The sequence below is a fragment of the Halorhodospira sp. 9621 genome (assembly GCF_022228055.1).
GTDB lineage: Bacteria > Pseudomonadota > Gammaproteobacteria > Nitrococcales > Halorhodospiraceae > Halorhodospira > Halorhodospira halophila_A.
The window spans coordinates 1-5,017 of the sequence record NZ_JAJNRD010000059.1 but is presented as its reverse complement, the minus strand read 5'-3'; the positions used below and the strand labels follow the sequence as shown (position 1 = coordinate 5,017).

At 69.7% G+C, this 5,017-nt stretch carries 6 protein-coding genes; 4 read left to right on the top strand and 2 right to left on the bottom strand.

All coding sequences use genetic code 11. The annotated features are described in order from the left end of the window. The first annotated feature begins 34 nt into the window (after positions 1 to 34). From LRF89_RS12845 to rluB, 4 genes are read left to right on the top strand one after another with little or no spacing between them, the layout of a single operon-like run. On the top strand, positions 35 to 1,192 hold the full coding sequence (locus tag LRF89_RS12845; protein ID WP_238637316.1) for a tryptophan--tRNA ligase: 1,158 nt from the start codon (positions 35 to 37) through the stop codon (positions 1,190 to 1,192). After that, positions 1,189 to 2,016 (top strand): segregation and condensation protein A, encoded by an 828-nt coding sequence (locus tag LRF89_RS12840; RefSeq protein WP_201168739.1) that lies wholly within the window; start codon positions 1,189 to 1,191, stop codon positions 2,014 to 2,016. The genes LRF89_RS12845 and LRF89_RS12840 overlap by 4 nt, the downstream gene beginning before the upstream one ends. Beyond that, on the top strand, positions 2,013 to 2,636 hold the full coding sequence (gene scpB, locus LRF89_RS12835) for an SMC-Scp complex subunit ScpB (protein WP_201168736.1): 624 nt from the start codon (positions 2,013 to 2,015) through the stop codon (positions 2,634 to 2,636). The genes LRF89_RS12840 and scpB overlap by 4 nt, the downstream gene beginning before the upstream one ends. Continuing rightward, positions 2,626 to 3,462, top strand: a complete 837-nt coding sequence (gene rluB, locus LRF89_RS12830) for a 23S rRNA pseudouridine(2605) synthase RluB (protein ID WP_201168733.1) — start codon at positions 2,626 to 2,628, stop codon at positions 3,460 to 3,462. The genes scpB and rluB overlap by 11 nt, the downstream gene beginning before the upstream one ends. Here the strand turns inward: rluB and LRF89_RS12825 are convergent. Next, entirely contained in the window at positions 3,410 to 4,114 is a 705-nt protein-coding gene (locus LRF89_RS12825) for an endonuclease (RefSeq protein WP_201168731.1), read from the bottom strand. The genes rluB and LRF89_RS12825 overlap by 53 nt on opposite strands. Next, positions 4,111 to 4,887, bottom strand: coding sequence for an SDR family NAD(P)-dependent oxidoreductase (locus tag LRF89_RS12820; protein WP_201168728.1), 777 nt, complete (start codon positions 4,885 to 4,887; stop codon positions 4,111 to 4,113). Before LRF89_RS12820 ends, LRF89_RS12825 begins: the two co-directional genes overlap by 4 nt. Positions 4,888 to 5,017: the final 130 nt, after the last annotated feature.

Genomic DNA, 5,017 nt, shown 5'->3' with positions numbered 1-5,017 from the left:
CCCCGGCCGGCCCGCCCCCCCCCCCCCCCCACGGCTGCACCTGGGCCATTACCACGGCGTGCTCAAGAACTGGGTGCGCCTGCAGAACGAGTACGAGTGTTTCTTCTTCGTGGCCGACTGGCACGCCCTGACCACCCACTACGAGAGCCCCTGGGTGGTCGGGGACAATGTCTGGGACATGGTGATCGATTGGCTGGCCTGCGGCGTCAACCCCAAGCTGGCGCGGCTGTTTATCCAGTCCCGGGTGCCCGAGCACGCTGAGCTCCACCTGCTGCTGTCGATGATGACCCCCCTCGGCTGGCTCGAGCGGGTGCCCACGTTCCGCGACCAGCAGGAGCAGCTGAGCGACCGGGACCTGTCCACCTACGGCTTCCTCGGGTATCCGCTGCTGCAGTCGGCGGACGTGCTCATCTACAAGGCCACCGAGGTGCCGGTGGGCGAGGACCAGGTGGCCCACCTGGAACTTACCCGCGAGGTGGCCCGCCGCTTCAACCACCTCTACGGCGTCGAGCCGGATTTCGAGCAGAAGGCCCAGGAGGCGGCGCGCAAGATGGGCAAGAAGAATGCGCGCCTCTACCACGACCTGCGCCGTCGCTATCAGCAGGAGGGTGACCGCGAGGCCCTGGAGGTGGCGCACGCCCTGCTGGAGGGGCAGCCGAACATCACCGTCGCCGACCGCGAGCGGCTCTTCGGCTACCTCGACGGCACCACCCGGGAACTGTTGCCCGAGCCCGAGGTGCTGTTGACGCCGACCGCGAAGATGCCCGGCCTCGATGGCCGCAAGATGTCCAAGTCCTACGACAACACCATCGGCCTGCGCGAGCCCACCGACGACGTCGTCCGCAAGCTGCGCACCATGCCGACGGACCCGGCGCGGGTGCGTCGTAACGACCCCGGCGATCCGCAGAAGTGCCCGGTGTGGGACTTCCATCAGGTCTACTCCGACGAGTCGACCCGCGCGTGGGTCCAAGAGGGGTGCACCACCGCCGGGATCGGTTGCCTGGAGTGCAAGCGCTGCATCATCGACGCCGTTGAGGCCGAGCTGTCGCCGATCCGCGAGCGGGCCCGACAGTACGAGGAAGATCCGGAGCATGTGCGCTCGATCATCGTTGACGGCTGTGAGCAGGCCCGCGAGGAGGCCCGCGAGACCCTTGGCGAGGTGCGCAGCGCCATGGGCCTGGAGTACCGGTGACGGAGACCGCCGCCGGGCAGGCGTCCGCTGACGAGCCGGCGGGCGGCGGTGAGCCGGTGGCCCGCGTCGGTGACGAGGCGCTGCGACGGCTGCCGGACGATCTCTACATCCCCCCGGACGCGCTCGAGGTCTTCCTCGAGGCGTTCGAGGGGCCGCTGGATCTGCTGCTCTACCTGATCCGGCGGCAGAATCTCGACATCCTCGACATCCCCATCGCCGAGATCACCCGGCAGTACATGGAGTACGTCGAGCTCATGCGCGAGATGCGTCTGGAGCTGGCCGCCGAGTACCTGGTGATGGCCGCCATGCTCGCCGAGATCAAGTCGCGCATGCTGCTGCCGCGGCCCGCGGCGGCCGACGACGAGGAGGACGAGGACCACGATCCGCGGGCCGAACTGATCCGCCGGCTGCAGGAGTACGAGCGTTTCAAGAAGGTGGCCGAGCAGATCGACGAACTCCCCCGCGTGGGGCGGGATATCTTCCCGGCCGCCGCCGACGCACCGGAGTGCCGGCCCCGGGCGCAGGCACCGGAAGTCAGCCTGCGCGAGCTGCTGCTGGCCCTTTCAGAGGTCATGCGCCGGGCGCAGCTGAATGAGAGCCACCACGTCGAGCGCGAGACGATCAGCATCCGCGAGCGGATGAGCGAGACCCTGAGCGGGCTCAGCGAGGAGCGTTACACGCCCTTCCAGGAGCTGTTCCGGGTGGAGGAGGGGCGGACCGGGGTCGTGGTGACCTTCCTGGCGCTGCTCGAGCTGGTGCGCGAGTCCATGGTGGAGCTGGTCCAGGCCGACGCCTTTGCCCCGATCTACATCCGCGCACGATGAATATGCCACCACTCAAGCACATCATCGAGGCGGCGCTGCTGGCCGCCGGCGAGGCGCTGACCTTCGAACGCATCCAGGGCCTGTTCGATGCCGACCGGGCGCCGAGCCGCGACGACATCCGCCGGGCCGTGGCCGAGCTGTCGGCGGACTACCAGGGGCGCGGGATCGAGATCCGCGAGGTGGCCGGCGGCTACCGCATCCAGGTCGGTGCCGACATGGCCCCGTGGGTCTCGCGGCTCTGGGAGGAGAAGCCGGCACGCTATTCGCGGGCCGTCCTCGAGACGCTGGCCCTGATTGCCTACCGGCAGCCGATCACCCGCGGGGAGATCGAGCAGGTGCGCGGGGTCAGCGTCAGTACTTCGATCATCCGCACGCTCGAGGAGCGTGGCTGGATCCGCGTGGTGGGCCGGCGCGACGTGCCGGGGCGCCCGGCGATGTACGCCACCACCCGCGGGTTTCTTGAGCACTTCAACCTGCGCGGGCTGGATCAGCTGCCGGATCTGGCCACGCTGCAGGATCCGGATCAGGCGCATCTGGAGCTGGATCTGCGCCTGCCCGACGAGGCCGAGGGCGATCCGGCAACCAGCGACGACGAACAGGGGGCGACCCGTGACGAGTGACGGTGGGAATCAGCCTGCGGGCGAGAAACTGCAGAAGGTACTGGCGCGCGCCGGGCTGGGCTCGCGCCGCGAGATGGAGGCGGCCATCCAGGCCGGGCGCGTGCGCATCGAGGGACGCGTGGCGAAGCTGGGCGATCGCGCGCAGCCCCGTGACCACGTGGAGCTGGACGGGCAGACGGTGCAGCGGGTCCATCGCGAGCCGCCGCGGCGGGTGCTGCTCTATAACAAGCCCGAGGGCGAAGTGACCACCCGCTCCGACCCCGAGGGCCGATCAACAGTCTTCGAGCGGCTGCCGCGCACGCCCGGGCGGTGGATCGCCGTCGGGCGGCTGGATATCAACAGCCAGGGGCTGTTGCTGTTCACCAACGATGGCGAACTCGCCAACGCCCTGATGCATCCCTCCACGGGGGTTGAGCGGGAGTACGCCTGCCGGATCCACGGCGAGGTGACCGAGGAGATGGTCCACCGCTTGGTGGGTGGGGTCGAACTCGAGGACGGCCCCGCCCACTTCGAGGTGGTGGAGTCGGCCATGCCGGTGGACGAGCCGCAGGAGGGCGCTAACGCGTGGTTCCACGTTATCGTCACCGAGGGGCGCCGCCGCGAGGTCCGCCGGCTCTGGGAGTCCCAAGGGGTGACGGTCAGCCGTCTGATCCGCGTGCGCTACGGGCCCGTGGTGATGCCCCGGGATCTGCGCCGCGGCCAGCTGCACGAGCTGGACGAGGCCGGCAAGCGCGAACTCTACGAGCACGTGGGCCTGACCCCGCCGGAGCCGGTCAGGCGGACGGCGCCCCAGCGCCGCCGGCGGCGTGGGCGCAAGCGGCGCTGAGCGGGCAGTCGGCACAGCGCGGCGTGGGGCGGCAGGTGTCCTTGCCCAGCGCCACGATCTGGGCATGCAGCTCGTTGAAGGCTGCGGTGTCCGGCCCCAGCGCCGCCTCGACACCCGCCCGTAGCCGTTCGTAGCCCTCGTCGCCCTGAATCCAGCCCAGGCGCTGGAGGATGCGCCGGGTGTAGGCGTCGATGACGAACACCGGGCGGTGGAAGGCGTAGAGCAGGATGTCGTCGGCGGTCTCGCGGCCGACGCCGTTGACCGCCAGCAGCTTCTCGCGCAGCGCCTCGGTGCGCCGTAGCTGCATGCCCTCCATGCAGCCCTCCTGCAGGTAGGCGATGCACAGGTTGCGCAGCCGGCGGGTCTTGACGTTGAAGTAGCCTGCCGGCCGGATCGCCTCGGCCACCTCGTCGCCCTCGGCCTCGATCAGGGCCACGGGATCGAGCAGCCCCGCGCCACGGAGCTGCTCCATGGCGCGCTCGACATTGCTCCAGGCGGTGTTCTGGGTCAGCACGGCCCCGACCAGTACCTCGAAGGCGGTTTCTGCCGGCCACCAGTGCTGTTCACCGTGGTGGGCGACCAGCTGCTCAAGCAGCCAGCGTAGCCGCTCACCGGTCAGGCCGGGGTGGGGGCGCGGCGAGGGCGCGCTCACGCCGGTGCCGGCTCGACGCTCAGCGCCTGACCGTGGTGGCTGCGCCCGTCGGGCCCGAGCAGGCGCAGGAAGGCGCCGGCCACTTGCTGCGGCTGGGTCAGGTCGAGGGGGTTCTCGAAGGGGAACTCCTTCTGCCTCAGCCCGGTGGCGACAATGCCCGGGTCGAGGGTGTTGACGCAGACGCTCGTCGTCTCGGCCAGCTCCGCGGCGAGCACCCGCATCAGGCCCTCGAGCCCGGCATTGGAGACGGCGTAGGCGCCTCCGTAGGCTTTGTGGCCATTCCGGCCGCTGGCATCGCTGGTGAACACGATGCTGCCCCGGTCGGACTCGCGCAGTAGCGGCAGGCACGCTTGAGTGAGCATGAAGGCGGCGTTGAGGTTGACCTGGAGGGTCTTGTACCACGTCTCCATGTCGTAGAGTTCGACGGGCGCCGGTTTGCCCATGGTGGCCGCGGCGTGGAGCAGGCCATCGAGGCGGCCAAGGCCCTCGCGGATACGCTGCGCGACCTCGGGGAAGTTGTCGAAGGTGGCGCCCTCGAGGTTCATGGGGTAGATCGCCGGTTCTGGGTGGTTGTCCTCGACGATGCGGTCGTAGAGGCTCTCGAGCGCCTTGAGGTCCTTGTCGAGGATGACAACCGTGGCGCCGGCGGCGGCGAGCCGGCGGCAGACGGCGCTGCCGATACCGCCAGTGGCGCCGGTGACCAGGATGACGCGCCCGTCGAAGGCGTCTTCGGCGGGCTGGTAGTCGGCGGAGATCAACGCTTGTTCGGCCACGGTTATCCCCTGATGGTGGTGAACGACGGGAAACGCCGTACCTTACCCAGCGCTCCGGTGGCGAGCAAGGTAGGCCGGGCGGGGTTGCCTGTAGCCATTGCCTCGGGCGTATTCCCCGCCGTCGCTCCCT